This window comes from Pseudoxanthomonas sp. (genome assembly GCF_002863005.1).
Lineage (GTDB): Bacteria > Pseudomonadota > Gammaproteobacteria > Xanthomonadales > Xanthomonadaceae > Pseudoxanthomonas_A.
Window position 1 is genome coordinate 14,856 of sequence record NZ_PKDG01000045.1, and the last position, 24,574, is coordinate 39,429.

At 67.3% G+C, this 24,574-nt stretch carries 26 protein-coding genes; 17 read left to right on the forward strand and 9 right to left on the reverse strand.

All coding sequences use genetic code 11. From position 1 onward, the window contains the following. Positions 1 to 13: 13 nt before the first annotated feature. The 5 genes from CYU89_RS15580 to CYU89_RS15600 all read right to left on the reverse strand — a co-directional run bounded on the left by CYU89_RS15580 (position 14) and on the right by CYU89_RS15600 (position 3,909). Entirely contained in the window at positions 14 to 664 is a 651-nt protein-coding gene (locus tag CYU89_RS15580; RefSeq protein ID WP_296282431.1) for a glutathione S-transferase family protein, read from the reverse strand. Then, positions 654 to 1,142, reverse strand: coding sequence for a hypothetical protein (locus CYU89_RS15585; protein ID WP_296282433.1), 489 nt, complete (start codon positions 1,140 to 1,142; stop codon positions 654 to 656). Before CYU89_RS15585 ends, CYU89_RS15580 begins: the two co-directional genes overlap by 11 nt. Continuing rightward, positions 1,139 to 1,690, reverse strand: a complete 552-nt coding sequence (locus tag CYU89_RS15590; RefSeq protein WP_296282434.1) for a GNAT family N-acetyltransferase — start codon at positions 1,688 to 1,690, stop codon at positions 1,139 to 1,141. The genes CYU89_RS15585 and CYU89_RS15590 overlap by 4 nt, the downstream gene beginning before the upstream one ends. 91 nt (positions 1,691 to 1,781) lie before the next feature. Next, positions 1,782 to 2,945: an acyl-CoA dehydrogenase family protein gene (locus tag CYU89_RS15595; protein WP_296282435.1), complete on the reverse strand. Its 1,164-nt coding sequence runs from the start codon at positions 2,943 to 2,945 to the stop codon at positions 1,782 to 1,784. Positions 2,946 to 3,093: 148 nt separating this feature from the next. Then, positions 3,094 to 3,909: a glycine zipper 2TM domain-containing protein gene (locus tag CYU89_RS15600; protein ID WP_296282436.1), complete on the reverse strand. Its 816-nt coding sequence runs from the start codon at positions 3,907 to 3,909 to the stop codon at positions 3,094 to 3,096. Positions 3,910 to 4,079: 170 nt separating this feature from the next. Between CYU89_RS15600 and CYU89_RS15605 the strand changes: the two genes are divergently transcribed. Both CYU89_RS15605 and CYU89_RS15610 read left to right on the forward strand, forming a co-directional pair. Next, entirely contained in the window at positions 4,080 to 4,298 is a 219-nt protein-coding gene (locus CYU89_RS15605) for a DUF6116 family protein (RefSeq protein WP_296282438.1), read from the forward strand. A 3-nt stretch (positions 4,299 to 4,301) separates the two neighbouring features. Continuing rightward, a complete protein-coding gene (locus CYU89_RS15610; protein WP_296282440.1) occupies positions 4,302 to 5,069 on the forward strand; it encodes a TatD family hydrolase in 768 nt (255 codons plus the stop codon). On the opposite strand, the gene CYU89_RS15615 is transcribed toward CYU89_RS15610, so the two are convergent. Further along, complete coding sequence (locus tag CYU89_RS15615; RefSeq protein WP_296282442.1) at positions 5,050 to 5,865, reverse strand: tRNA threonylcarbamoyladenosine dehydratase; 816 nt, start codon at positions 5,863 to 5,865, stop codon at positions 5,050 to 5,052. The genes CYU89_RS15610 and CYU89_RS15615 overlap by 20 nt on opposite strands. A 76-nt stretch (positions 5,866 to 5,941) precedes the next feature. Between CYU89_RS15615 and CYU89_RS15620 the strand changes: the two genes are divergently transcribed. Together CYU89_RS15620 and CYU89_RS15625 are read left to right on the forward strand one after the other, a co-directional pair. Then, a complete protein-coding gene (locus CYU89_RS15620; RefSeq protein WP_296282443.1) occupies positions 5,942 to 6,382 on the forward strand; it encodes a cytochrome c in 441 nt (146 codons plus the stop codon). Between the two features lie 141 nt (positions 6,383 to 6,523). Continuing rightward, on the forward strand, positions 6,524 to 7,000 hold the full coding sequence (locus CYU89_RS15625; protein ID WP_296282445.1) for a glycine zipper 2TM domain-containing protein: 477 nt from the start codon (positions 6,524 to 6,526) through the stop codon (positions 6,998 to 7,000). Between the two features lie 95 nt (positions 7,001 to 7,095). On the opposite strand, the gene CYU89_RS15630 is transcribed toward CYU89_RS15625, so the two are convergent. Continuing rightward, positions 7,096 to 7,305, reverse strand: coding sequence for a cold-shock protein (locus tag CYU89_RS15630; RefSeq protein WP_055944114.1), 210 nt, complete (start codon positions 7,303 to 7,305; stop codon positions 7,096 to 7,098). Between the two features lie 229 nt (positions 7,306 to 7,534). On the opposite strand from CYU89_RS15630, the gene CYU89_RS15635 reads away from it, so the two are divergent. The 4 genes from CYU89_RS15635 (at position 7,535) to CYU89_RS15650 (ending at position 10,846) form a co-directional block, all read left to right on the forward strand. Then, positions 7,535 to 8,020: a DUF456 domain-containing protein gene (locus CYU89_RS15635; RefSeq protein WP_296282450.1), complete on the forward strand. Its 486-nt coding sequence runs from the start codon at positions 7,535 to 7,537 to the stop codon at positions 8,018 to 8,020. Between the two features lie 75 nt (positions 8,021 to 8,095). Then, complete coding sequence (locus CYU89_RS15640; protein ID WP_296282471.1) at positions 8,096 to 9,280, forward strand: phospholipase A; 1,185 nt, start codon at positions 8,096 to 8,098, stop codon at positions 9,278 to 9,280. After that, positions 9,280 to 9,693, forward strand: coding sequence for an arsenate reductase (glutaredoxin) (gene arsC, locus CYU89_RS15645; protein WP_296282451.1), 414 nt, complete (start codon positions 9,280 to 9,282; stop codon positions 9,691 to 9,693). The genes CYU89_RS15640 and arsC overlap by 1 nt, the downstream gene beginning before the upstream one ends. Positions 9,694 to 9,736: 43 nt before the next feature. Next, positions 9,737 to 10,846, forward strand: coding sequence for a sterol desaturase family protein (locus tag CYU89_RS15650; RefSeq protein ID WP_296282453.1), 1,110 nt, complete (start codon positions 9,737 to 9,739; stop codon positions 10,844 to 10,846). A gap of 116 nt (positions 10,847 to 10,962) precedes the next feature. Here the strand turns inward: CYU89_RS15650 and CYU89_RS15655 are convergent, their stop codons facing one another. Together CYU89_RS15655 and CYU89_RS15660 are read right to left on the reverse strand one after the other, a co-directional pair. Further along, entirely contained in the window at positions 10,963 to 11,598 is a 636-nt protein-coding gene (locus CYU89_RS15655; protein ID WP_296282455.1) for a glutathione S-transferase family protein, read from the reverse strand. 148 nt (positions 11,599 to 11,746) lie between these two features. Beyond that, complete coding sequence (locus tag CYU89_RS15660) at positions 11,747 to 13,264, reverse strand: fumarate hydratase (RefSeq protein ID WP_296282456.1); 1,518 nt, start codon at positions 13,262 to 13,264, stop codon at positions 11,747 to 11,749. Positions 13,265 to 13,378: 114 nt separating this feature from the next. Here CYU89_RS15660 and CYU89_RS15665 point away from each other — a divergent pair, with 114 nt between their 5' ends. The 9 genes from CYU89_RS15665 to CYU89_RS15705 all read left to right on the forward strand — a co-directional run. Next, positions 13,379 to 14,266, forward strand: a complete 888-nt coding sequence (locus CYU89_RS15665) for an RNA polymerase sigma-70 factor (RefSeq protein WP_296282457.1) — start codon at positions 13,379 to 13,381, stop codon at positions 14,264 to 14,266. A gap of 43 nt (positions 14,267 to 14,309) precedes the next feature. Beyond that, positions 14,310 to 14,750: a carboxymuconolactone decarboxylase family protein gene (locus CYU89_RS15670; RefSeq protein WP_296282472.1), complete on the forward strand. Its 441-nt coding sequence runs from the start codon at positions 14,310 to 14,312 to the stop codon at positions 14,748 to 14,750. Positions 14,751 to 14,796: 46 nt separating this feature from the next. Beyond that, positions 14,797 to 15,441 (forward strand): trimeric intracellular cation channel family protein, encoded by a 645-nt coding sequence (locus CYU89_RS15675; protein WP_296282459.1) that lies wholly within the window; start codon positions 14,797 to 14,799, stop codon positions 15,439 to 15,441. Between the two features lie 105 nt (positions 15,442 to 15,546). Then, a complete protein-coding gene (locus tag CYU89_RS15680) occupies positions 15,547 to 16,632 on the forward strand; it encodes a histidine kinase (RefSeq protein ID WP_296282461.1) in 1,086 nt (361 codons plus the stop codon). A gap of 2 nt (positions 16,633 to 16,634) precedes the next feature. Beyond that, complete coding sequence (locus tag CYU89_RS15685; RefSeq protein ID WP_296282463.1) at positions 16,635 to 17,483, forward strand: LytTR family DNA-binding domain-containing protein; 849 nt, start codon at positions 16,635 to 16,637, stop codon at positions 17,481 to 17,483. A gap of 319 nt (positions 17,484 to 17,802) precedes the next feature. Further along, entirely contained in the window at positions 17,803 to 20,901 is a 3,099-nt protein-coding gene (locus CYU89_RS15690; protein WP_296282464.1) for an efflux RND transporter permease subunit, read from the forward strand. A gap of 19 nt (positions 20,902 to 20,920) precedes the next feature. Further along, positions 20,921 to 22,018, forward strand: a complete 1,098-nt coding sequence (locus tag CYU89_RS15695) for an efflux RND transporter periplasmic adaptor subunit (protein ID WP_296282466.1) — start codon at positions 20,921 to 20,923, stop codon at positions 22,016 to 22,018. Positions 22,019 to 22,095: 77 nt separating this feature from the next. Further along, positions 22,096 to 23,970 carry an ABC transporter ATP-binding protein gene (locus CYU89_RS15700; protein ID WP_296282467.1) on the forward strand — a complete coding sequence of 625 codons (1,875 nt, stop codon included), beginning with the start codon at positions 22,096 to 22,098 and terminating at the stop codon, positions 23,968 to 23,970. A gap of 23 nt (positions 23,971 to 23,993) precedes the next feature. Continuing rightward, on the forward strand, positions 23,994 to 24,574 hold a 581-nt coding region (locus CYU89_RS15705), incomplete at its 3' end, for a PQQ-dependent sugar dehydrogenase (RefSeq protein WP_296282469.1).

Sequence of the window (24,574 nt, forward strand, 5' to 3'; positions counted from 1 at the left end):
GTGCTCGCTCGGATCAGGAGGACGCCAGGCGCGCGGCGACATCGTCGCTCACGCCGGGCATGGGAACGAAACCCGGCTGCACGCGTACGCGGGCCAGCCAGTCGGTGATATGCGGGTATGCGGCGAGGTCGAAGCCGCCTTCATCGGCGCAATGGGTATACGCAAACAGCGCGATGTCGGCCACGCCGTAGTCGTCACCGGTGAACCACGCCGCGCCTTGCAGGTGCTTTTCCATCACGGCCAGCGCCTGGGCGCCGCGTTCCTGCAGACGAGGCAAGTCGGCACGACGCGGCGAATCCACGGGCGTCCATCCGCGGATGAAGCGCGCCACCGCGATGTAGGGCTCGTGGCTGTATTGTTCGAAGAACAGCCAGCTCAATGCCTGCGCACGCTGCCAGGTATCGGCCGGCAGGTAGGGACTGCCGTCTGCCAGCCAGCAGAGGATGGCGTTCGACTCCACCAGGATCGCGCCGTCCGCGCGCTCCAGCATCGGCACCTTGCCGTTCGGGTTTTTCGCCAGGTAGTCCGGTGTGCGGGTGCCGCCATTGGCGCTGTCGACCTCGACCCACGCGTAAGGCCGTGCGAGCTGTTCGAGCAACAGGCGCACCTTGTGGCAGTTGCCGGAGGTGGACATGCCATGGACGGTGACGGGATCAGGCGACATGCGGGTGCTCCGGCGATACGGGAATGCGGGCGGCCTTGGCGAGATCCTTCTCCCGACCGAACGCGAGCAGGATGCGGCGTTGCTCATCCAACGTCGGCACACGCATTTCATGGCCGGCGACGTCAAGGCGTAGATCGTCGTGCACCTGCACGGGCCGCCATCCCGTGGCCGTCATCAGTTCCAGTCCACCCATGACTTCCACCGGCATCGGCAGGTGCACGAAGCGGGCGAACGCGGAACGGAAACGGGTTTCGTCTGCAGGGCGGTAGGCCGCATCGACGTGATCGATCCAGGCCTCCCGCAATTGCAGCGCATCGCGACGGCTGCAGAGTACGTCGATGTCCTGCGGTGCGACATTCGGAATATCCGCCAGCACCATCGCGGCACTGCCGATGATCCACCAGGGATCGCGGAACGTCCGCATCAGCTCGGGCAAGGCATCGTGCAGGCCTGCGTACAGCGCGGACGTCGACGTCACGGTTGGGCGACCCTGCGTGCCTGCCACTGCGCGCGCGTCTGGCCCCAGACTTCGACCGGTTTCTCGTGGTGCGGTTCGGGAAGGCGATCCATCCGCAGGTAGGTCGAACCAAGTTTCGCGGCGACCGACTTGGAGTTGGCGTTCTCCGGATCGATGGTATGGATCGCCTCTTCCCAGCCCAGGTGTTCGAACGCCCAGTCGATACTGGCCGTCGCCGCTTCCGGCGCGTAACCGCGGCCCCAAGACTCACGGGCGATGCTCCAGCCCACCTCGGTGCCCGGCCAGCCTTCCGGCTGCCACGGCCCTACCCGGCCGATCCAGCGGCCGGTCGCTTTCTCGATCACCGAGAACATCCCGAAGCCCTGCAGATGCCAACTGCCCAGCGTGGCCGCGAGGCTGCGCCATGCCGGCGAACGGGCCTGCGTGCCGCCGATGTAACGCATGGTCTCTTCATCGGTGGCGAACGCGGCCCACGCTTCGTAGTCCTCCCGCCGCGGCAAGCGCAGCAGCAGGCGGGGCGTGTCGAGTTGGAGTTCGGAAAGGTCCATCGGTGCCACGTCATCCCAGAACGGAAGGCCATCCCACGCGCTGAACACCCGGTCCGCGCACGCCGTCGGCCGTGCGCGTTGCGGGACCCGCTCAGAACGCGTTGATGCCCGTCAGCTCGCGGCCGATCACCAGCTGGTGCACGGTTTCCGTGCCCTCGTAGGTGATGACCGATTCCAGGTTCAGCGCGTGGCGGATGGCGGCGTGCTCGGTGGTGATGCCGGCGCCGCCCAGCAGGTCGCGGCATTCGCGGGCAATGTCGATGGCCATGCGGCAGTTGTTCCACTTCGCCAGCGACACCTGCGAAGGCGCCATGCTGCCGGCATCCTTCAGGCGACCCAGCTGCAGCGACAGCAACTGCGCCAGGGTGATCCGGCGGGCCATCTCGGCCATCTTGATCTGCGCACTCTGGGTGGCCGCGACGGGGCGGTCGAACAGGATGCGTTCCTTGGTGTAGGCAAGCACTTCGTCGAGGCAGGCGATGGCGGCGCCGATCGGGCCCCAGGTGATGCCGTAGCGCGCCTGGGTCAGGCAGCCCAGCGGGCCCTTCAGGCCTTTGACGTTGGGCAGGCGGCTGCTGTCGGGCACGCGCACGTTGTCGAAGAACAGCGCGCTGGTCACCGATGCGCGCAGGCTCATCTTGTGCTTGATCTCCTGCGCGGTGAACCCGGCCATGCCCTTCTCGAGCAGGAAGCCCTGAATCCCGTCGTCGGTCTGCGCCCAGACGATGGCGATGTCGGCCAGGTTGCCGTTGGTGATCCACATCTTCGAGCCGTTGATGACCCAATCGTCGCCATCGCGGCGCGCGTGGGTCTTCATGTTGGCCGGGTCGGAGCCGCCGTGGGGCTCGGTCAGGCCGAAGCAGCCGATCACCTTGCCGGCGGCCATGTCCGGCAACCAGCGCCCGCGCTGTTCTTCGCTGCCGTACGCGTAGATGGGATACATGCACAGCGAGGACTGCACGCTGACGAAGCTGCGGATACCGCTGTCGCCGCGCTCGAGTTCCTGACAGATCAGGCCGTAGCTGACCGCATTGAGGCCAGCGCAGCCGTACTTTTCCGGCAGCGAGGAACCCAGCAGGCCAAGTTCGGCGATCTCCGGCACCAGTTCCTTCGGAAACCGGCCCTGGTCGAACGCGTCGCCGATGATCGGGCGCACGCGCTCGTCGGTGAAGCGGGCGACGGCGTCCTGGACGGCGCGCTCCTCTTCGCTCAGCAGGGAACGGACATCGAACAGGTCGTACGGGTTCAGGGCCATCGCGCTTCAACCGGCATAAGAGGTATCCGGTGATTGTATGCGGTGGCCATCGTGGGCGGTAAGCGCCAGTCCGCACAGCAAAGGCCGGCGAAATGCCGGCCTTTGCGGGGTGCCACGTTGAAATGCAGGCCCGGTGCGGGCCGGATCGTCAGCCCTTGTCCGGGGCATCCACGCTGGCCGTCTGAGTCACCACCTGCCCGTCGATCACCGGCAGGCGATCGCCCGGCTTCTGGTCCAGGCGGATCGTCTTGTCCTGGCCCTCGAAACGATAGGTCACGTCATAACCGATCACCTTGTCGGTGGTGCCGAGCGCAATGCGGTTGCCCGGCTTGCTGTCCATGCGCATGGTGCCGGTGGAGCCATCAGGATTGCGGTACGTCACGTTGTAACCCGTCACCCGCGACGACTCCGACGTCGCGTTCTCGGTGTGGCACTGGCGCTCGGTGCGATTCACGACCCGGCCACCCACGTGGCGCTTGTCCACCTGGTTGCCGATCGCACCGCCCGCCACGGCACCCACGACCGTGGCCGCCTTCTTGCCGTTGCCGCCGCCCACTTGGTTGCCCAGCAGGCCACCGATCACCGCACCGGCCACCGTACCCCCCGCGTTGCCATCGCGTTCGGGCAGGCGCTCCTGCACGACCACGTCTTCGCACACCTCGCGCGGCGAACTGGTCGTGGTGGTCTCGCGCACTGCCTCGGTGCCGATCACCGTCGCATACAGCTTCTCGGAACTGGTGACCGGCTCCGACTTCACCACGGTGGCGTACTGCAACGTGCCCATGGGGATCTGGTTGTCGATCATGGCCGCGTCATCCGCGACCAGCGTGCCATCGGCCGCCGTCACCAAGCCGTCCTGGCCGGTCGGGCTCTTGTCCCCGCCCTTGAGGAACGCCGCCGTGGCGACACCGCCCACCAGCAATGCGCCGACGGCAACCAGAATCGTTGTGGTATTGCTCTTCATCGCTGCCTCCAAGTCGGGCTGCCCCGATTCACATTCGCCATCATTGCACCACTGGGAACCTGAACAAAGTACCGGTGAAGGCCCACGAAAACGAACGAAAAATGAACGCTTCCGCGACGTTCGGATCATGCTAGCGTGGCGTCCGTTGCACTCCGGAACGAGTCTCCTCCATGCCGAACCCGCTACTGCTGCCGTTGCTCGACTGGGCCCGCAAGCTGCGCTATCCGACCTTGTTCAAGATCACGGCTGCGCTCTTCGTCGTCACGCTGTTCCTGCCCGATCCCTTCCCGTTCGTGGACGAAATCCTCTTCGGCCTGGGCACGCTGTTGCTGGCGAACTGGAAACGGCGCAAGGAACCACCGCCCGCCATCGAGCCCACCCAGCGCTGACAGATGCTGGTCGACAGCCACAGCCATTTCGACGCCGCCGAGTTCGATGGCGATCGCACCGCCGTGCTGGCGCGTGCGCGCAGCGCCGGGGTGACGCGCCAGATCGTTCCGGCGGTTGCCGCGTCGACCTGGCCGGGACTTCGTGACGTCTGCCTGCAGGATTCCGGTCTGTTCCCCGCCTATGGCTTGCATCCGATGTACCTCGCCGAGCATCGCCCGGAGCATCTGGACGCACTGAGGCAGTGGATCCAGCGCGAGCATCCGGTGGCGATCGGCGAATGCGGGCTGGACTTCTTCGTGGACGGTCTGGATGCCGACGCACAGCAACAGTTTTTCGATGGCCAACTGCGCGTGGCGCGCGAATTCGGCCTGCCGGTGATCGTGCATGCACGACGCGCGGTGGACGCCGTGATCGCAGCGATCAGGCGCGTGCGTGGACTGACCGGCGTCGTCCACAGCTTCTCCGGCAGTCCGGAGCAGGCGCGCCAGTTGTGGGGGATGGGTTTCCTGATCGGCCTGGGCGGACCCGTCACTTACGAGCGTGCGAACCGCCTGCGCGCACTGGCACGCACGATGCCGCTCGACTACCTGCTGCTGGAGACCGATGCGCCGGACCAGCCGGACGCCGGCATCCGCGGGCAACGCAACGAGCCCGAACGCCTGTCCGTAGTGCGCGACGTGATTGCCAGCCTGCGCGACATAGCGCCGGAGGACGTCGCTGCCGCGACAACGCGCAACGCCGAGCGCCTTTTCAAGCTGCCGGTGGCCTGAGCGCCGTCTTCGCGGGCTTGGCCAGCAGTTCGAGCGCCTTGCCCACCATCGCGAACGCAAACGCACCGGTGATATGGGTGGCGGCCCCCAGCCCCACACCGCAATCCAGTTTCAGCGCCGCATCCGCCCCCAGCTGCGGGCGCAGGCCGCAGACGCTGCCGTCGGCCTGCGGATACTTGACGTTTTCGAGCGAGTACACGGCCTGCACCCCGAAGTAGCGGTCGCTGTTCTTGGGGAAATTGAACTCCGCGCGCAACTTCTTGCGTACCAGCGCCAGCAGCGCGTCGTGTTCGGTACGCGAAAGATCACGAAGGCGGATCTGGGTGGGATCGGTGCGACCGCCGGCGGACCCGGATACCACGATCGGCAACTTGCGGCGGCGGCACCAGGCGATCATTTCCACCTTGACCCGGAAACTGTCGCACGCATCGAGCACCAGGTCGAAGCCGCGATCCAGCAGCTCGCCCATGTTGCCGGACGTGAGGAACTGCGGCACGGCATCGATATCGATCAGCGGGTTGATCGCGCGGCACCGCTCGGCCATCGCCTCGGCCTTGTTGCGCCCGTAGTGCCCTTCGAGGGCCGGCAATTGGCGGTTGGTGTTGGACACGCAGATGTCGTCGGCATCAATCAATGTGAGATGACCCACACCGGAGCGCGCCAGCGCCTCCACCACCCACGAGCCCACGCCGCCCATGCCCACCACGGCGACGCGCGCCTGCGCATGGCGTTCTACGGTTCCCACGCCATAGAGGCGGTCGATGCCGGCGAACCGGTCCCGGAGTTCTTTCTTCATGGCGCCAGTGTAAGCCGTGGCGCAAACCGTGATGGCCGTCGTACCATCGCGGCGTCATCCACAAGGAGCCCGCCGCATGGCCAGCCAACCCGACACCAAGAAGCCCTCCGCCGCGTCGCGCTACCTCTTCCTCTTCTTGATCGGCCTGGTGGTGGGTGCTGTCTGTACGGTCATGGCGATGCGCGCGTTGCAGGCGCGGCAGGATCCCTTCCCCCACAGCGTAATGCACGTGATGGCCAGGCACTCGGCGCAATTGGCCGACACGGTGAAGCAGAACCGCTGCGCGGCCACCGACACCATCCCGCACGTACGCACACTGCGAGCGATGGCGAACGATCTGGACATGGCATTCCCAGGGATCGCGGACGACCAGCGGTTCAAAGCGCATACCAGCCAGTTCCGCGCGGACCTGGACGCGGCCCTGAGCGCGCCGCCCACCGACTGCGCGGCCGCAGGCGCCCTGGTCGAGAAGGTAGGGGCGGACTGCAAGGCCTGCCATCAGGATTTCCGGGGATGACGATAGCCGCGGCATGAATCGCACCTGACATCCGGGCCGCGCAAGCGGCCCGATTGTCATGATGTTCACGCGGTCATGTGGAGCATGCGCCCCGACGGGACACGATCATCCTGACGGTCCTACCATCCACAGGAGGCATCCATGAACCTGCGTCTTCTCGCCATCGGCATGACGACGGCCGTCGCCCTCGCCGGCTGTGCAAGCACGTCCCCGGGCTACGGCAGCAGCGGCTACGGCGGTGGCTACAACAATGCGCCGGCCAACCGCTACTGCGCGGACTGCGGCATCGTCGAACGCATCGACGTGGTGTCGTCCGGCCGCAGCGCTCCGTCCGCGACCGGCGCCGTGCTGGGCGGCATCGTCGGTGCGGTCGCCGGCCGCCAGATCTCGGACCGCACGGGCGGCAGCGAAGGCAACAAGAATGTCTCCACGGTTGCAGGCGCGGTGGCAGGTGCCGCCGCCGGCAACGCGATCCAGAACCGCACCACCGGTGACACCTACAACATCACGGTGCGCATGGACGATGGACGCCGCGTGACGATCAGCCAGCGCGACCTCGGCGGGGTCCGGGAGAACACCTACGTCCGCATCCAGAACGGTCGCGTGGTCATCCGCTGATCGCCCGCGCGACACCGCAGCAAAGAAAAAGCCCGGCATCCGCCGGGCTTTTTCCTGTGGAGCCCGCGCCTTCGCGCGGTCCTGCATTCTCCAGTTCAGACCGGCTGGACGGCATCCGCCTGGAGGCCCTTCTGGCCCTGCACGACGGTGAAGCTGACCTTCTGGCCTTCCTTCAGGCTCTTGAAGCCCTGGGTCTGGATGGCACGGAAATGCACGAACACGTCCTCACCATTCTCGCGGCTGATGAAGCCGAAGCCCTTGGCATCGTTGAACCATTTGACGGTTCCGGTTTCACGATCAGACATCTACTTGCTCCTTGAAACGGGTGGTGGATACGCCTGCTGGGCGGCTGGTTGCAAGGAGGAAGCGAGGTACAAGGATGCAGCGGATCATGGATCTACCCCATCAGGCCACGATTCACGGTGACCTTGGCAACGGCAGCGGCCGCACAGTAACCCGGCATTTGGCAAAATGCAAACACGTGAGCCGAAAAGTCAACCCCCAGACAACCCTTTGATTCCTCAGGAGATTTGATTGGACATCCAGATGCTTTATTACGCCTTGGCGGTGGTACTGATCCTGGTGGGCGTGGCCGGGGTGATCCTGCCTGCCCTGCCCGGCCTGCCGCTGGTGTTCGCGGGCATGCTGCTGGCCGCCTGGGCGGGTGACTTCCAGCAGATCGGCTGGGTGACGCTGGTGGTGCTGGGACTGCTCACGGCGCTCTCGTTCGCGGCCGACATTTTCTCCACCGCGGTCGGCGCGCAGCGTGTCGGCGCCAGCCGCAAGGCGCTCTGGGGCACGGTGATCGGCACCTTCGCCGGCCTGTTCTTCATGCCCATCGGCCTGCTGGCCGGCCCGTTCATCGGTGCGCTGCTCGGCGAGCTCTGGCATGGGCGCGAGTTGCGGCAGGCGACGAAGGTCGGGCTGGGGACCTGGCTGGGCATCGTGCTGGGCGTTGTCCTGAAGCTGGGGCTGACCTTCGCGATGCTGGGCCTGTTCGTCTTCGCCTGGATCTTCTAGGCCATGTCGACGCGCCTTCGCGCCCATGGCTGGCAGAATACCGCTCCCCACCCGCACTCCCTGATCGAGCCCCGCATGACGCACCGCGCCCGACTCCTGCCGCTGGCCATCGGCGTTTCCCTCTCGTTCGCTGCCCAGGCGCAGGACGCACCGGCCGTTCCCTCCGCCGAGGCCTGCTTCCTGCTCGAGAACGATGCCGCCCGCCTGGCCTGTTACGACCAAGCGCTGGGCAGGAGCGCCCGCGACACGCGGACCGCGGACGAACAGGCGCGCGCTGCGAAGGAAGCCGAGGCGCAGGCGCGCGAGCAGGCGCGTGCGTCGGCCCGCGCCGAGGCCGAGGCGGCCAAAGCGGCGGACCTGCCCATGGGCGAGCGCGCCCGCCGGCGCATGGGCGCCTGGTTCCGGGTCGACGACGAGGCGGACGCCGACCTAATCGCCAACGCCGGCCGCGGTTCGCTGCTCGACAGCCGCTGGGAGCTGGCCAAGGATTCGAAGCTGGGTGTCTTCCAGTTGCGCGCCTACAAGCCCATGTACCTGCTGCCAGCGTTCTGGACCAGCCAGGTCAACGAGACGCCCTCCTCGCCCAATCCCGACAACACGGTCACCGAGCCGCAGGCACTGCAGGACATCGAGGCGAAGTTCCAGCTGAGCTTCAAGACCAAGTTCGCCGAGAACCTGTTCGGCGACAACGGCGACATCTGGGGCGCGTACACCCAGAGCTCGCGCTGGCAGGTCTATAACGGTGAGGAATCACGCCCGTTCCGCGAAACCAATTACGAACCCGAAGTGATGCTGGTGTTCCGCAACAACTACAGCCTGGCGGGCTGGAAGGGGCGGATGGCGGGCATCGGCATCAACCACCAGTCCAACGGCCGCAGCGATCCGCTGTCGCGCAGCTGGAACCGCGTCATCGCCACCATCGGCCTGGATCGCGAGAACTGGGCTTTCGTCGTGCGTCCGTGGTATCGCGTTCCGGACGGCAACGACGACGACAACCCGGATATCGAGGACTACATCGGCCGCGGCGATGCGATGCTCACCTACGCGCGCGACGGCCATGTATTCACCGTACTGGGCCGGCACTCGCTGCGTGGCGGCGATCAGTCGCACGGCGCCCTGCAGCTGGACTACGGCTTCCCGATCAATCGCGCGTTCCGCGCCCACGTGCAGTTGTTCCATGGCTACGGCGAAAGCCTGATCGACTACAACCACAAGGCCACCTACGTCGGCCTGGGCATCTCGTTGCTGGACTGGTACTGATGGACGACGTGACGATCTACCACAACCCCGCGTGCGGCACCTCGCGGAACACGCTGGGACTGATCCGCAATGCGGGTATCGAGCCGCAGGTCATCGAATACCTGAAGACGCCGCCCGATCGCGCCACGCTGGTGTCGCTGATCGCGGCGATGGGCACGCCCGTGCGCGAGGTTGTCCGGACCAAGGAAGCGCTTTACCCGGAACTCGGCCTTGCCGATGACGCGGCGCTCATCGACGCCATGCTGGACCATCCGGTGCTGATCAACCGTCCGATCGTGGTGACGACCCTCGGCACCCGGCTTTGCCGGCCCTCCGAACGAGTCCTGGATATCCTGCCGCAGGCGCAGCGTGGCGCTTTCAGCAAGGAAGATGGCGAGCCGGTCGTCGACGCGGCCGGAAACCGCCTCGCCTGACGTAAGATCCTGCGCAGGAATCGCACCGCCTGCCAGGATGCTCATGACACGCCCTCGCCGTTCGTTCTTCGCCTACGCTTCGGCCATGCTCGGGCTGCTGAGCCTGATGGCCGTCGCCTGTTTCCATTTCCCCGAACTGCTGACGAGCAGGGAATTCCGGGCCGCCTACAACGAGCAGTTCGCTCGCCACCTCCTGCTGGTCGGGTTGGCCGCCGCCTTCGCCATGGGCACCTGGGCCATCCTGCGCGACCGCAACAAGCGCATCGCGCTCATCGGTGTAGGCGGTGCCACGCTGGCGGTGCTGCTGGGCGGCACCAACGTACAGTTTGACGCCATCGGCAAGACACCGTATTCGCTGGGCCTGGACTGGTTCGTGATCTCTCTGTTCTTCTCGGCGCTGGTGTTCGTACCGCTGGAACACTACCTCGGCAAGCGCCGGATCTCGCCGCTGCGTCCCGGCTGGCGCACCGACGTGACGTACTTCTTCATGAGCCACATGCTGGTGCAGTTCATCCTGATCCTGGTGACGGCCTCCACCTCAACCATCGCCGGCCTGGCCGCGTTCCCCGCCTTGAAGGACGCCATCCAGTCGCTGCCGGTCTGGGCGCAGTTCCTGATCGCCGTGTTCGTCGCCGACCTCGCGCAAGCGCTGCTGCACCGCGCGTACCACAACATTCCGTGGCTCTGGCGCTTCCATGCCGTGCACCATTCCAGCCGCGAGATGGATTGGCTGGCCGGCTCGCGCATCCATATCGTCGAGATCGTGCTGACCCGCAGCGCGGTGCTGTTGCCGCTGCTGGTCCTCGGCTTCTCGACGCCGGCAGTGAATGCCTACGTGATCCTGGTGGGTCTGCAGGCGGTGCTGGCGCACGCCAACCTGGGCATCCGCTTCGGCTGGCTCGAATACCTGCTGGTGCTGCCGCGCTACCACCACTGGCACCACGCACGGCACAAGGACTACCTGGACGTGAACTACGCCATCCACCTGCCGCTGGTGGACATGCTGATGGGCACGTTCAAGCTGCCGCCGAAGCAGGAAGACTGGCCCGAGGAATACGGCGTGATGAAGCTGGAGACGGTGCCACGCGGCATCGTGCGCCAGCATCTGATGCCGTTCCAGGGCGGGAAGAAGTTCGAAGAATACGTGGACTGAGCCAACGCGATGATCGCTGTGGGAGCGACGTAAGTCGCGAGCTTTTTTCCATCGGCCCGCATGGATTCAATCCCGGAGCTTCGCGACTTACGTCGCTCCCACAAGACGCAGTTTCGCTAGGTCCAGTCCGTCAATCCTTCGCGCGCATAGACTTCCCTGAAACTCGGCAGCGCCTTCATGCGCTGTGCGTAGGCCTGCAGCGCCGGCCAGGTATCGGCGGGCTTGGGCATGTTGCGCGACCAGCGCATCAGCATCGTCAGCAGGAAGTCGGCCGCGGTGCGCTGAGTGCCCAGCAGGTAAGGCCCATGCGCTTCGAGATGCTCGGCGACCTGTCCCCACGCCTTTTCCAGCTTCGCCCGTGCGTGCTGCCGGGTGGCCTCGACATTGGCTTCGCCGGCGATCTCGTCGGAGTAGAACCACGCGCGGTACGCGGGCATCAGCGTGTTGGCGCAGAACAGCATCCAGCGGTAGTACTGCGCACGCTGCGTGCTCGCCACCGCAGGCGCCAGTTCGGCACGCGGATGCGTATCGGCGAGATGCATCAGGATCGCGGCCGTCTCGGTGATCACCTGCCCGTCCATCACCAGCGTGGGCACCACGCCGGCGGGGTTGAGCTTCAGGTACTCGTCGGATTTCTGGTCGCGCTTGTCGAAGTCCAGCTCGTGCAGCTCATGCGGGACGCCCAGCTCGATCAGCAGCCAGTGCACGACGAGGCTGGCGGTGCTGCGGGAGTAGTAGAGCTTTGTCGACATAGATGGGCCTCTGCGATTTGAGCCCCTCTCCCCATGGGAGAGGGGTTGGAGTAAGGAGCGCCAACCGTCAGCATGATTCAAGCAATCAGACTTCGCTCGCCCCTCATCCGCCTTCGGCACCTTCTCCCGCAGGGAGAAGGGAACAGCGTCAGGCCACCACCACCGGAATCTTCCCGATCCGCGCCTGCCACTCCTTCGGGCCGGTCTGGTGCACCGAGGTGCCTTGGGAGTCGACCGCGACGGTCACGGGCATGTCCTGCACGGTGAACTCGTAGATCGCTTCCATGCCCAGGTCGGCGAAACCGACGACCTTCGCCGCCTTGATCGCCTTGGAGACGAGGTACGCCGCGCCGCCGACCGCCATCAGGTAGGCCGACTGGTGCTTCTTGATGGCCTCGATCGCCGCCGGGCCGCGCTCGGCCTTGCCGACCATGCCCAGCAGGCCGGTCTGCGCCAGCACCTGTTCGGTGAACTTGTCCATGCGGGTGGCGGTGGTCGGGCCCGCCGGGCCGACGACTTCATCGCGCACGGGATCGACCGGACCGACGTAGTAGATGAAGCGGCCCTTCAGATCGACCGGCAGCGCCTCGCCCTTGTTGAGCATGTCGACCATCCGCTTGTGCGCGGCATCGCGGCCGGTCAGCAACTTGCCATTGAGCAGCAGGACTTCGCCCGGCTTCCAGTTGGCGACATCCTCGCGGGTCAGCGTGTCGAGATCGACGCGACGGCCCTTCGATGCGTCGTAGGTCAGTTCCGGCCAGTCCTCCAGCGACGGCGGGTCCAGCATCACCGGGCCGCTGCCGTCGAGGGTGAAGTGCGCGTGGCGCGTGGCGGCGCAGTTCGGGATCATCGCCACCGGCAGGTTGGCCGCGTGGGTCGGGTAATCCTTGACCTTGATGTCGAGCACGGTGGTCAGGCCACCCAGGCCCTGCGCGCCGATGCCGAGCGCGTTGACCTTCTCGTACAGTTCCAGGCGCAGCTCCTCGGCGCGATTGGACGCGCCGCGCGCCTGCAGGTCGGTAATGTCGATCGGCTCCATCAGCGATTCCTTCGCCAGCAGCATCGCCTTCTCGGCGGTGCCGCCGATGCCGATGCCGAGCATGCCCGGCGGGCACCAGCCGGCACCCATCGTCGGCACGGTCTTCAGTACCCAGTCGACGATGGAGTCGGACGGATTGAGCATCGCGAACTTCGACTTCGCCTCCGAGCCGCCGCCCTTGGCGGCGACGATCACGTCGACGGTGTTGCCCGGCACGACCTTGACGTTGACCACGCCCGGCGTGTTGTCCTTCGTGTTGGTGCGCTTGCCGGCCGGGTCGGCCAGCACGCTGGCGCGCAGCTTGTTGTCCTGATGGTTGTAGGCGCGGCGCACGCCTTCATGGACCATGTCCTCCACGCCCATCGTGGCGTCGTCCCAGCGCACGTCCATGCCGATCTCGAGGAACACGGTGACGATGCCGGTGTCCTGGCAGATCGGGCGATGGCCTTCGGCGCACATGCGCGAATTGATCAGGATCTGCGCGATGGCGTCCTTCGCGGCCGGCGATTCCTCGCGGTCATACGCCGACGCGAGGCTCTTGATGTAGTCGACCGGGTGGTAGTAGCTGATGTACTGCAGGCCGTCGGCGATGGACTGGATGAGGTCTTCTTGCTTGATCGAGGTCATGGGACGTGAAGCCGGGGGCTGCCGGTGGGGTAGCGGGCGGAAGCGCCCATTTTAGGCCAAAGTGACTCCGTGCCCGGCTGTCACGCCACGTCGCCCTGCCCCGTCTTTGGTCGCATGAACGCCGAAAACACCTTCGAAACCCACCGCTCCCGTCTTTTCGGGCTCTCCTACCGGCTGCTGGGCAGCCGCAGCGACGCCGAGGATGTCGTCCAGGACACCTGGCTGCGCTGGCAGCAGACCGACAAGACCGGCATCCGCGACCCGGAGGCCTGGCTGGTCACCGCCGCCACCCGGCTGGGCATCGACCGCCTGCGCGCGGCGCGCGTGCAGCGCGAGCACTACACCGGTCCGTGGCTGCCCGCGCCCTCGGACATCGACGAGGCCCCCGGCCCGGAGCGCACCGCCGAAGTCTCGGAACAGGTCTCGCTAGCCTTCCTGGCCGTGCTGGAACGGCTGGGCCCGGAAGAGCGCGCCGCCTTCCTGCTGAAGGAAGCCTTCGACTACGACTACGCGCAGGTCGCGCCCCTGCTCGGCCAGAGCGAAGCCAATTGCCGGCAGATTGTCCATCGCGCGCGCGAACGCGTGCAGGCCGGTCGTCCGCGCTTCGCGGTGCCGCCGGAGAACCACCGACGCCTGCTGGAGCGCTTCATGGACGCCGCGCGCCGCGGCGACCAGCCTGCGATCGCGGCCCTGCTTCGCGAGGACGCGCAACTGGTTTCCGATGGCGGCGGCAAGGGACAGGCGGTCATCCGTCCGTTGCTGGGCGCGATCCGGATCGCGCGCCTGTTCTGGGCCGCGTATCGCCGCCAGGACCCGGCCATCGCCTGGCGCATGGGCACGGCCAACGGCGAACCGGCGATCCTGCGCTACCGCGATGGCGTGCTGGTCGCGGTGATGGTGGCGGTGAGCGACGGCGAGCGCATCAGCGAGCTCTTCACCATCGCCAATCCCGACAAGTTGGGTACGGCTGTCACGGCGAAGGACGGTGGCGCGTCCTGGTAGTGAAGGTGGCCGGCGTGGCCGCCATTGAGGCACTGCCATGAGCATGAAATTCCATCGCGTCGACTATCCCAAGCTTGTTCCCGAGGCCTTCCGCGGCCTCTACGCCACCAGCACGGCCGTCCACAACGGCGTGCTGGGAAAGGAGTTCCTCGAACTCATCTTCCTGCGCGTCTCGCAGATCAACGGCTGCGCCTACTGCATGGACATGCACAGCAGCGCCCTGGTCAAGGCCGGGGTGGAGTCGCGCAAGCTGCACACGCTGGCCGGTTGGCGAGACAGCCGCTTCTTCGATGCCCGCGAAGGCGCGGCACTGGCCTGGGCGGAGCAGCTGACGACGTTGCCCTCCGGCGCACCGGCCGACAGCACCTATGAGGCGCTGAAGGCGCATTTCGACGAACACGGCATCGCCGAGCTGACCATGGCGGTGGCCGTGATCAACGCCTGGAATCGCCTGGGCGTGGGGATGCAGCCGATCCTGGCCTGACGGAACAAGGCTCGCAGGCCCGCCACGCCGGCGGCACAATGCCGGCATGGATACCCTCGTCCCCATCCTCGACCTGATCGGCACGTTCGTGTTCGCGCTCAGCGGCGCCACGCTGGGCGTGCGCCGCCGCCTCGACATCTTCGGCGTCCTGGTGCTGTCGTTCATCGCGGCCACGGCTGGCGGCATCACCCGGGACCTGCTGATCGGCGCTACGCCACCGGCCGCGCTCAGCGATTGGCGCTATCCCGTGACGTCGCTGGCCGCTGGCATCGTGACGTTCTTCTGGGCTCCGCTGATCGAGAAGCTGCACCATCCGGTGCGTCTGTTCGATGCGATGGGGCTGGCGCTGTTCGCCGTGGCCGGCACGCAGAAGGCGCTGGAATACGGCATCTCGCCGCCGATGGCGGCCGCGATGGGCATGCTGACCGGCATTGGCGGTGGCATCGCGCGCGACGTGCTGTTGGCGCAGGTGCCGCTGGTGCTGCGGGCGGAGCTGTACGCGGTGGCCGCGCTGGCCGGCGCACTGGTGGTCGCGCTCGGTCACTGGCTGGCGCTGCCCGCGCTGCCCTGCGCCCTGGTCGGCGCAGGCCTCTGCTTCGGCCTGCGCATGATGGCGGTGACCTACGGCTGGCACCTGCCGGTGGCACTGCAATCGGGTGGCGATGGCGAGCCACCCGGCCCGTTGGGCTGATCCGGCGATCCTTGCGCCGAAGCGTGCGCGGCGGCCGATGAGCCGTGCGGCATGTCGCCGGGCATGGCATTAGCATGGCGGCACCTGCGTCTTCGCGAGCCCGCCATGGCCATCTCAACGGCCCACCCTCTAGATCTTCCCCGGCACCAGGCATTCTGGAGCCTCCAGGCAGGCGGCTGGCTGGCGTACTTCGCGCTTGGTTCTCTGCAGGCAGTCGCCTACGGCAAGCCGGCAGGCTACTGGATCGTGCCGTTCACCGCCGCCTGTACCGGGTTCGTGGCCACGGCGGTCCTGCGCCAGCTGTTGCGCGCCTGCTGGCGGCTCAAACCCGCCCAACTGGCGGCCGCGATGGTCCTGCCGATGCTGGCAGCGTCCACGGTGATGAACCTGACCAGCCGCGCGGTGATGCTGCGCTTCTGCGAAGACTGCGCGCCCGCCAACCATCTGGAGTTCGTCGCGCATTCGCTCGGATACATCTATGTGGTGCTGGCCTGGGTGGGGCTGTACCTCGGCATCAAGTACTACCGCCAGTTCCAGGACGAAGCACGGCGCACGCTCGCCGCGCGCAGCATGGCGCACCAGGCCCAGCTGAAGATGCTGCGCTACCAGCTGAATCCGCACTTCCTGTTCAACACGCTCAACGCCATCTCCACCCTGATCCTGGACCGCGACAACGCCACTGCCAACCGCATGGTGCAGGGGCTTTCGTCGTTCCTGCGCCATTCGCTGGACAACGACCCGATGCAACGGGTGACGCTGCGGCAGGAACTGGATGCGCTCACGCTGTATCTGGACATCGAGAAGATCCGCTTCGCCGAACGCCTGCGCATCGAGACCGACATCGACGAGGACTGCTGGCGCGCGCTGCTCCCCAGCCTGCTGCTTCAGCCGTTGGTGGAGAACGCCATCAAGTACGCGGTCGCGCGCCAGGTTGCCGGCGGTCTGTTGCGGATCGAAGCCGAACACGATGCCGGCCAACTGGTGCTGCGGGTGATCGACGACGGCCCCGGCTGCAGCAGTCTTGAAGGCAACTCCTTGCCGCCGGGCAAGGGAGTGGGACTTCGCAACACGCGCGAACGCCTCAGCGTGCTGTACGGAGAGGCCGGCGGATTCTCCGTGCGCAACCGCGAACGCGGCATCGAGGTGACCCTGCGCCTGCCGTTCGAAACCTCGCAGACGCTCGGTGACTGAGCATGGACAGCCACGCCCTCACGGACCCTGCCCCCCGCCTGCGCGCCGTGATCGTCGACGACGAACCGCTCGCGCGTCGCGGCCTTGAAATCCGCCTGAGCGCGCATCCCGACATCGAGATCGTCGGCCAGTACGGCGACGGCGCATCGGCCATCGCCGGCCTGCGCGAGCACCGCCCGGACCTGATGTTCCTCGATGTGCAGATGCCCGGCCTGGATGGCTTCCAGACGCTGCGGGCGATCCCCGCCAGCGAGATGCCGCTGGTGGTGTTCGTGACCGCCTACGATCATTACGCGATCCGCGCGTTCGAAGCGTCGGCCACCGACTACCTGCTGAAACCGGTGGAGGATTCGCGGTTGGCCCAGGCACTGGCCCGGGTGCGTCAGGCACGCGCCCAACGCGAAGCCAGCGGCCACTGCGCCCACCTGCTCGGCCTGCTGGGCGAACTGAGCGGCCGCCCGCCGCTGGACCTGGACGAGGCCCTGAAGCCGGACGCGCTCGACCTGCTGCGCCGCGAGGAGAAACTCGCCGTCCGCGATGGCGGCCGCACCGTGCGCGTGGACCTGCACAGCATCCGCTGGATCGATGCCGCCGGCGACTACATGTGCATCCATGTGGACGGCGACGAAGCGAACGGCACCACGTTGATCCTGCGCGCGACGATGCGCGAACTGGAGAAACAGCTGGACCCGCAGCGCTTCCCCCGCATCCATCGATCCACCATCGTCAACGCACGGCGCGTGGTGGAAATGCGCCCGCACACCAACGGCGAAAGCTTCCTGCGCCTGGACTGCGGCCAGGAGCTGAAGCTGTCGCGCAGCCATCGCGACAAGCTGGCGGTATTGCTGTAGGCGTGTGCCGTTCTGTAGGAGCGACGTAAGTCGCGACCGTGTAGCCGGAACCTCACCAAGCCAGGCCTCGTGCGAGGCGCCGATGGCGACAGGATTTTGCCTGCTCGCTGCGACATTTCATGACTTTCAACTCGTGCGGTCGCGACTTACGTCGCTCCTACAACAGCATTCGATGCGCGTAACGCAGATTCTCAAGACTCGGTTCGTCGTCGCGCATCCACCACTCGCCGCAATGCGGCTTGCCGCATGACTTCCGGGCCATAACGCCGCTCGTCACTGCGCGCATCGTGCGCACCGCCGACCACCACGCGGACGTACGATGAAACTCACCGATGCCTCACTGCGCAATCCCGCCGCCGTCGCCGTGGTGGTGGCGATGGTCTGCGCATTCGGCCTGCTGAGCCTGGGCAAGCTGCCGCTGCAGTTGTTCCCGGACATCGAGCGCCCGCAGATGTCGATCCAGACCGGTTGGCGCGCGGCCTCGCCGCAGGAAATGGAATCGGAGATCGTCGAGCCGATCGAAACGGTGATGCAGGGCCTGCCCGGACTGGAGGAGATGACCTCCAATGTCAACGCCGGCAACAGCTTCATCAACCTTACGTTCGCCGTGGGCAGCGACATGGACGCGATGCTGGTGGAAGTGCTGGCGCGCATGAATCGCCTGCAGCCCTTGCCGCGCGATGCGACGCCCCCTGTGGTGCAGGCCGGGGCGGACAACGCCAACAACTCGCTGACCTACTTCTTCGTGCAGAAGCTGCCCGGCACGCGCGGCGACATCCTCGACTATCGCCAGCTCATCGAGGACCGGATCGTGCCGCGTCTGACGTCCGTCGATGGCGTGGCCGGCGTGGAGATCAATGGCGGTGCGGAGGAGGAGCTGACCATCACCCTGGACCTGTCGCGGGCCGCGGCACTGGGCATCCAGATTCCCGATGTGGCTGCCGTCGCTGCACGCGCCACCGATGTCTCTGGTGGCGTGGTGGAAGCCGGTCGCCGCGAGTACGTACTGCGCTTCGCCGGACGCTATTCGCCCGAGGCACTGGGCAACCTGATCCTCGCCTGGCGCGATGGCCGGCCGGTACGGCTGGCCGATGTTGCCACGGTGGAGGTCAAGCGTCCCGAGCAACGCTTCTTCGCCTACCAGAACGGCAATCCGGCGATCGGTTTGCGCATCCTGCGCGAAAGCGGCGCCAACGTGCTCGACACGCTGGACGACGTGAAGCAGGTCGTCGCCGACGTGCGCGAGCAGGAACTCAAGCCACTGGGGCTGGACATCGCGCAGAGCTTCGACGCGTCGGTCTTCATCAACCGCGCGCTCGGCCTGCTGTCGGGCAGCCTGACCGCCGGCGTGCTGCTCGCCGTGGGCTGCCTGTGGTGGTTCCTGCGCGATGTGCGCGCCACCGCGCTGATCGCGTGCGCGATTCCCATCTCGCTGCTCGCCACCTTCATCGTGCTGCAGCTCACCGGGCGCAGCCTCAACGTCATCTCGCTGGCCGGCCTCGCCTTCGCGGTCGGCATGGTGATGGACGCCGCGGTGGTCGTCGCGGAGAACATCGTGCGCCTGCGCGAGCAAGGCCTGTCGGCCACGCATGCGGCGCTGGAAGGCACGCGGCAGGTCGTCGGCGCATTGGTCGCCTCCACGCTGACGACGGTGGCGGTGTTCCTGCCGGTCATCTTCATGGACGACGTCGAAGGCCAGCTCTTCGCCGACCTGGCGCTGACCATTTCCATCGCGGTGGGCATATCGCTGCTGATCGCCGTCACGGTGCTGCCCGCCGCGGCCGGCAGTTGGCTGCGCACGCGGCCTGGCGAGGAGAACCAGCATCGCTTCTGGTCGCGGCTCAGCGACTGGGCCTTGAAGACCACCGAAGGCCGGCCGCGCCAGCTCGCCTGGGTCGGCGGCCTGGTGCTCGCACCCGCCCTGCTTGCGGTAGTGCTAATGCCGCAGATCGACTACCTGCCGCCGGTGAAGCGCGCCGCGGTGGACGCCTTCTTCAACTTCCCGCCGGGGATGAGCCCCGAACGCGTGAACCGCGAGATCGCCCCCGCATTGCTGGAGCGCATGCGCCCGTACATGGAGGGCGATAAGGGGCCGCAGCTCAGCAACTGGTATCTCAACCTGTGGCCGGGCGGCGGCACGCTGGGTGCGCGCGTGGTCGATCCGGACGACATCGGCGAACTCGAACGCATCGTGCGCGACGAGATCGTGGTCGGCTTCCCCGATACGCGCGCGTTCGCCAGCGAAGGCGAATTGTTCGGCAGTTTCGGGGGCTCGGCGCGCGCCATCGCCATCCACCTGCAGCACAGCGACGGCGATGCGCTGGCGCGTGCGGCAGAGGCGGGACGAAAAGCATTGTCCGAGCGTTTCGCCGGCGCCAACGTGCAGGCCTGGCCCAATGCCGACGGCGGCACCCCGGAGCTGCGCGTCAGTCCCAACGACCGGCGCCTGGCCGAAGTCGGCTGGCGGCGCCCCGAGCTGGGCACGGTAGTGCGCACGCTGGGCGACGGCCAGTGGCTGGGCGAGCATTTCGATGGCGACCGCCGCCTGGCGATCATCCTGCGCAGCAACGGCGAGGACGACATCGCGCGCCTGGGCGATGCCCCGCTGGCCACGCCGCAGGGCGGTGTGCTGAGCCTGGCCGACCTGGCGCAGGTGGACACGGTGCTCGCGCCGAACCAGCTGCGCCGCATCGATCGCCGTCGCACGGTCACGCTCACCGTCGATCCTCCCGCGGCGATGTCGTTGGAAGAAGCGCTGGACATCGTCAACGGGGAGATCGTGCCGACCCTGCGCGACAGCCTGCCGCCGGATGCGGCCATCCGCATCTCGGGCAGCGCTGACCGGCTCGGCGAGGTGGTGCGCAGCATGGGCATCAACTTCGCGATGGCGCTGGTCGTGCTCTTCATGCTGATGGCCGCGATGTTCCGCTCACTGCGCGACAGCGCCTTCGTCATGGCCACCCTGCCGATGGCCGTGCTGGGTGGCGTCGCCGGCCTGCGCGTACTCGACCTGGTCGCCGGCCAGACGCTGGATCTCCTCTCGATGATCGGTTTCATCATGCTGCTGGGCATGGTGATCAACAACGCCATCCTACTGGTGGCGCAGACGCATGAAGCGCAGGCCGACGGCGCATCGCTCGACGACGCGCTCAAGCAAGCACTCGAACAACGCCTGCGCCCGATCCTGATCGCCGCCCTGACCGGCGTGCTCGGCGCGCTGCCCATGGCGATCAATCCGGGGCCCGGCGCGGTGATCTATCGCGGACTGGCCGCGGTGTCGGTCGGTGGCGTCGCACTCAGCCTGCTGTTCACCGTGGTGCTCGTGCCTGCGCTGCTGCGCCTGGCCGGCGAACGCACGCCGCATCCGCGCGGCGACCGGGCCGAGGACGCGTTCGCGCTTCCCCGTGCCACTTCCTGATCCTGTCCTGGAGAATCCCATGCGTCCCCTGCCCAAACTGCTGCTCGCCTCCGCACTCGCGGGCGTCCTCGTCCTGCCATGGATGAAACGGGAGGCCGAAGCCAGCGCGCCACCCGATGAGGCATCGCCGCCCGCCATCGTCAGCGTCGCACCCGCCGTCAGCACGGCCTTTGCGCCGCACCAGTGGTCGCCGGGCAGTGTCATCAGTCGCCGCGATGCGCGTGTGGCAGGCGAACAGACGGGCCGTGTCGTCGACGTCGCGGAGGTCGGCCAGCGTGTTCGCCGCGGACAGGCGCTGGCCGTGCTCGACGACGCCGCGCTGCGCCTGCGCGAGCAGGAGGGCCAGGCCGATCTTGCGCGCATCCAGGCGCAACTCGCCTTGGCCACCCGGCAGGAACAGCGCTACGCGCAGCTGGCGGAACAACAGAACATCGCGCGTGCGCAGTACGAGCAGCTGCGCGCCGATCGCGACGTGCTGGCCCAGGAACGGGCACGCGTGCTGGCCCAACTCGCGCAGCTCCGCCATCAGCGGGCGCAGATGGTCGTCCGCGCGCCGTTCGACGGCATCGTCGTGGAGCGCCACACGCAACCTGGCGAATACCTGGTCACCGGCGCCTCGGTCGCGCGCCTGGTGGACACGGGCGCGCAGGAAGTCCGCGTCCGCGCACCGGTCGACCTGGCCCGCCATCTGTCGCCCGGTACCGAGGTACGCGTGCGCAACGCCGGCACAGAACGCGCCTATCCCGTAAGCGTCCTGGTGCCGGTGGGCGACGAGGCCTCGCGGCAGCTCGAACTGCGCATCGCGGTGGACGGCATGGACATTCCCATCGGCACCGCGGTGGACGTGGGCCTGCCCAGCGCCCCGCCGCGCACGGTGATCGCGGTGCCGCGTGACGCGGTGATCCTGCGCCGCGAGGGCGACTTCGTCATGCGGGTGGATGCCGCCGGCAAGGCCGAACGCGTGCCGGTGACGACCGGGACGGAACTGGACGACCTGGTCGAGGTCAGCGCGGGGATCAAGGCGGGCGATCGCCTGGTCGTGCGGGGCGGCGAACGTGTGGAAGCCGGCCAGATGCTGGACATCCGGTCGCCGGCACCGACGCTGGCGACACGCTGACGCTGTGCGCCGCGGGGACGCCGGGACGACCGGCGGCCTTCACTGACGACGACCCCACGAACGGGCACAATCCGGGCATGCCGTCCGCCCCTACGCATGCCGCGCCCGCACGCAATCCCACGCCCAACCTGCGCGAGCGCTTCGATGCGATGCGCAACCTCGGCCCGTTCCTGCGCCAGATCTGGCAGACCAGCCGCACGCTGACGCTGGCGAGCCTGGGCCTGCGCCTGGTGCGCGCGTTCGTCCCCGTGGTGACGCTCTACATCGCCAAGCTGATCATCGACGAAGCCATCCGGCTGGTCGGGCTGGGCCTGGACTTCGGATCGCTCGGCGAAGCGTGGCGCAGCGGGCAACTGGACACGCTGGTCACGCTCCTGGCGCTGGAGTTCGCGCTGGCGATCGGCTCCGACCTGCTCGGCCGCCTGGTCAGTTACGCCGACGCGCTGCTGTCGGAGCTGTTCACCAACGCGACCAGCGTGCGGCTCATGGCGCATGCGGCCACTCTCGACCTGGAGGACTTCGAAGATCCCGACCTGCAGGACAAGCTGGACCGTGCGCGCCGCCAGACCATGGGCCGCATGAACCTGATGAGCCAGTTGTTCGGCCAGGTACAGGATGCCATCACCGTGGTCGCCTTCGCTGCGGGCCTGCTGGTCTACGCGCCGTGGCTCATCGCCCTGCTCGCGATCGCGTTGATCCCGGCCTTCGTTGGCGAGGCGCACTTCAATGCGCTGGGCTATTCGCTGAACTTCCAGTGGACGCCCGAACGGCGCCAGCTGGAGTACCTGCGGCAGATGGGCGCGAGCGTGGAAACCGCGAAGGAGGTGAAGATCTTCAATCTCCACCGCTTCCTGATCGAACGCTACCGCACGCTCGCGGAGAAGTTCTTCCTCGCCAACCGCGCGCTCGCGCGCCGGCGTGCGCTGTGGGGCACGGTGCTCGCCGCGCTGGGCACGCTCGGGTATTACGTCGCGTATGCCTACATCGCCTGGCGCACGGTGCGCGGCGACTTCAGCATCGGCGACCTGACCTTCCTGGCCGGCAGTTTCCTGCGCCTGCGCCAGTTGCTGGAAGGGCTGCTGATCGGGTTCTCGCAGGTGGCCGGCCAGGCGCTGTACCTGGACGACCTGTTCTCCTTCTTCGAGATCGAGCCGGAGATCACGTCACCTGCAGATGCCGTGCCGGTCCCGCGTCCCATCACCCGCGGCTTCGTCTTCGAGAACGTCGGCTTCCGCTATCCCGATGCCGAACGCTGGGCGGTGCGGCATCTCGACTTCGAACTGCACGCGGGCGAAGTGCTGGCCCTGGTCGGCGAGAACGGCGCCGGCAAGACCACGCTGGTGAAGCTGCTCGCGCGGCTGTACGACCCCGACGAAGGCCGCATCCTGCTCGATGGACGGGACCTGCGCGAGTACGATCTCGATGACCTGCGCGCCAACACCGGCGTGATCTTCCAGGATTTCGTGCGCTACCACCTGACCGCCGGCGAGAACATCGGCGTCGGCCGCATCGAGGCCATGCACGACGATGCGCGCGTGCGTGCCGCCGCTGCCCGCGCCATGGCCGACGAAGTGATCGAAAGCCTGCCGCGCGGCTACGACCAGCTGGTGGGCCGCCGCTTCAAGAACAGCGTGGACCTGTCGGGCGGGCAGTGGCAGAAGATCGCGATTGCGCGCGCCTATATGCGCGATGCGCAGGTGATGATCCTGGATGAACCGACCGCCGCACTCGATGCGCGTTCCGAATTCGAGGTCTTCCAACGCTTCAAGGAATTGTCGGACAATCGGACCGCGGTGCTGATCTCGCACCGCTTCTCCAGCGTGCGCATGGCCGACCGCATCCTGGTCCTCGACCAGGGGCGGCTGGAAGCCAGCGGCACGCACGCACAACTCATGGCCGCCGGCGGCCGCTACGCCGAACTGTTCGAGCTGCAGGCCGCCGGTTACCGCTGACTTCCCCCACAGGAGATACGACGTTGCGCAACGCCCACCATCGACTCGCCACCGCCCTCCTCCTCGCCCTGCCGTTGGCCGCCTGCGATTCCTCGGCCAACGGTGATGCGGCCAGGGCGTCGGCGCACGCCGCCGCGCAGGCCGCACCCGCAGACCAGCCGTCACAGACGCTGGCCAGCGCGCAGGGCCAGATCCGCGTCACCCGCGTCGCCAGCGGCCTCGACCACCCGTGGAGCCTCGCCTTCCTGCCGGATGGCGCCATGCTCGTCACCGAACGCAGCGGCCAGTTGCGCCGCGTCGGCGCGGACGGGGCGGTATCCGCGCCGATCACCGGCGTACCCAAGGTGTGGGCTACCGGCCAGGGCGGCCTGCTCGATGTCGTACTGGCGCCCGACTTCGCCAGCAGCCAGCGCATCTATCTGAGCTACGCCGAACCCGGCGAGAACGGCACCGCCGGCACGGCCGTCGCTTACGGCACGCTGTCCGGCGATGCACTGGCCGACGTCAAGGTCATCTACCGGCAGGAACCCAAGCTGGAAGGCCCGAACCATTTCGGTTCGCGCATCGTGTTCGACGATGCCGGCCATGTGTTCATCAGCCAGGG